This window comes from Actinomycetes bacterium (assembly GCA_036000965.1).
Lineage (GTDB): Bacteria > Actinomycetota > CALGFH01 > CALGFH01 > CALGFH01 > DASYUT01.
The window spans coordinates 1-2657 of record DASYUT010000127.1 but is presented as its reverse complement, the minus strand read 5'-3'; the positions used below and the strand labels follow the sequence as shown (position 1 = coordinate 2657).

General features: G+C 72.6%; 4 protein-coding genes. 1 reads left to right on the top strand and 3 read right to left on the bottom strand.

Annotation, left to right across the window (positions count from 1 at the left end; translation table 11 throughout):
- Positions 1-141: 141 nt before the first annotated feature.
- The 3 genes from VG276_10975 to VG276_10965 form a co-directional block, all read right to left on the bottom strand.
- A complete protein-coding gene (locus tag VG276_10975; GenBank protein ID HEV8649899.1) occupies positions 142-402 on the bottom strand; it encodes a hypothetical protein in 261 nt (86 codons plus the stop codon).
- Between the two features lie 104 nt (positions 403-506).
- Complete coding sequence (locus VG276_10970; GenBank protein HEV8649898.1) at positions 507-884, bottom strand: pyridoxamine 5'-phosphate oxidase family protein; 378 nt, start codon at positions 882-884, stop codon at positions 507-509.
- A gap of 413 nt (positions 885-1297) precedes the next feature.
- Positions 1298-2302, bottom strand: coding sequence for a dihydroorotate dehydrogenase-like protein (locus VG276_10965; GenBank protein HEV8649897.1), 1005 nt, complete (start codon positions 2300-2302; stop codon positions 1298-1300).
- 163 nt (positions 2303-2465) lie between these two features.
- Between VG276_10965 and VG276_10960 the strand changes: the two genes are divergently transcribed.
- On the top strand, positions 2466-2657 hold a 192-nt coding region (locus tag VG276_10960), incomplete at its 3' end, for a hypothetical protein (protein HEV8649896.1).

Sequence of the window (2657 nt, the reverse complement as noted above, 5' to 3'; positions counted from 1 at the left end):
GCACGATCGGCGATCCCGGGACCAGGGACAACAGTCCCGGTCGACGGGGGTCCTCCGGGCCAGCAGCTTCCGCGCTACCGGCCACGCCGGCACGCCATCCAGACAAACCCGCACCATGCCGAGACCCTGTCGGGGTGGCGTTCAGCTCCAGGTTGAACCGGTCCAGTTCGAGGTTGACGCGGGATCGGCCGCGGTGGCGCGGACCGCGTGGTCTTGCGGCAGCGGCCGGGCGGTGGCGTCGACCAGGAACAGCTCCAGCTCGGCACCTAGGGTGACCGGGCCGACCCCGAAGCCGGGCCGCTCAAGCAGCCGGCCAAGCGTCGCCAGGCATTGTTCGAGCCGCTGCTGGAAGCGGGCGTCGTCGAGCTCGTCGAACGCCTCCCGGTCGATGCCCGTTCCCATGACGGAACCTCACAGTGGGCGAGCACAACAGCCCGCCTGCTGACTTGGTTGCTAGCCCCACCAGGTCCATGGTGCGTCCTCGGGCAGCGCGATCCGCCGCCCGGTCAGCACCGTGGGGAGGATCCGGATGTAGCGGGCCTTGGCGCCGGGCGCCCAGGGTATAGCGGCAGCTCACGCAGGCGTGCCAGCTCGGCCGGGTCGGTGACCTCGGTGGCCTCTCCGCGGACCAGGACGCTCCAGCCAGTGCGGGTCGCCTCATCGACCCCGTCGACCTCGAAGGCGACCGGCGCGCCGCGGCCGGCCACATCCAGCTTGGTCCCCTCGCCGGTACGAAACAGCACGGTGTAGTGGTCAACGACGAAGTTGACCGGCAGCGCGATCGGCCCGCGGTCGTCGACCAGCACCACCCGACCCAGGCGCTGGCCGGCCAGCAGCTCAAAGCACGCCTCCCTGGTCAGCTCCTGCAAGCGGACGTCACGCACGGCCCTCACCTTCTTCGCTCGCGCAGCACTGCTGGCTTGCGCGCAAGCAGCACTGCTGGCGGCGGCTCCACCATCCCAACAGAGCCTGGCCTCACCACCCGCGGTCGCGGGAGGGGCGAAGGTCCGTCCCGCTGCGGGCCATCCGTCCCAGGGGCGGCTGCTACGCCCGGTGCAAGCACCCCGTCCCGGGCAGGACGCCGCCGACACGCAGACAACCAGGCAGACGCCGTCATGCGGGCCGCGACGGTTCTACGACGCACAAGGCGTGCCTGGCATCGAACGACGAGCCAGGAGCTGGCGCCCGCAACCTGCCGAATCCATCCAGCGGCGGTGCCGCAGCCGGCGGGCTGCACGCCTGGCCGCTTGGTCAGCTCGCCCAGCGAGCGGCTGGCCGCGCGCGAACGACTAGCGTGTCAGCGGGCCTGGGTGTGGACCTGGTCGGGGTAGGTGGCCAGCATGGTGAGGTAGTTGGCCCGCTCCCACGCCGCCGGGTCACGGACCGAGCGCTGGCTGCGCAGGCCGCGCAGGAGAGCGACCGACTGCATGCCGCGCTCGTCCAGCCAGTCCCGGAGGCCGGCCTCGACGGCGGGCAGGTGCTCGGGCCCGTGGCGCAGCAGCGCCGAGGCCATCATCGCCACGTCCGCCCCCGCCAGCAGCGCCTTGACCGCGTCGGCGGCGGTGTGCACGCCGGTCGAGGCGGCCAGCGACACCGGCAGCTGGCCGGCGAGGATCGCGATCCAGCGCAGCGGCAGGCGCAGCTCCTCGGAGGTCGACAGCACCAGGCGGGGGGTCACCTCCAGGGTCTCAAGGTCCAGGTCGGGCTGGTAGAAGCGGTTGAACAGCACCAGCCCCTGGGCGCCCGCCTCGACCAGCTGGCGGGCCATGTCGGCCATGGCGCTGAAGTAGGGGCTGAGCTTGACCGCCAGCGGGACGCCGATGGTCTGCCGCACCGCCCCGACCAGGTCCAGGTAGCGCCGCTCGACCTCCGAGCCACCCAACCCCGGGCTGGAGGACACGGAGTAGAGGTTGAGCTCCAAGGCGTCGGCGCCGGCGTCCTCGAGCAGGGTGGCGTGCTCGACCCAGGCGCCGGGCGCCAGGCCGTTGAGGCTGGCGATCACCGGCACTGACAGGGTGGCCTTGGCCTTCTCGACCAGCGCCAGGTAGCCGAACGGCCCGGCGTTGTAGTCGTCCAGGGCCAGCGCCGCCGACAGGCTGCCCGCCCCGCGCTCCAGCAGCCGCCCGAGCTGGTGGGCCTCCAGGGTGAGCTGTTCTTCAAACAGTGACGGCAGCACCACCGCGGCCGCACCGGCCGCCTCCAGCCGCCGCAGCCCGTCCAGGCTGCCGGTCAGCGGCGACGAGGAGGCGACCAGCGGGCTGCGCAGCTGCATCCCGAGGTAGCGGGTGTGAAGCTCCACCATGACGGTGTACTCCTTCTGGCGCTGGGGTCATCGGCCGAGCGTGCCGTCCGGCCACCGCCGTGTCCAGGGTCCAAGGACTTCCCGCTGGCATGCCGGTCGGCCCTTTGCCCGCGCGCCTTGGGTCGCGACGATAGGCGCACGGGTCCAGAGAAAGGAGCCCGTGATGGAGCCGGCCGACGTCGGCGACCGCGCCGAGCGAGCCTGGACGGTGACGGTGGACGCCGACTCGCGCCTGGAGCGGGTGGCTGAGGCGCTGTGCACCCTGGCCGACGGCCGGTTCGGCACCCGCGGCGCCCGCGAGGAGGACGGCGCCGGCTCGGTGCCGCTCACCCTGGCCGCCGGCGTCTACCACGAC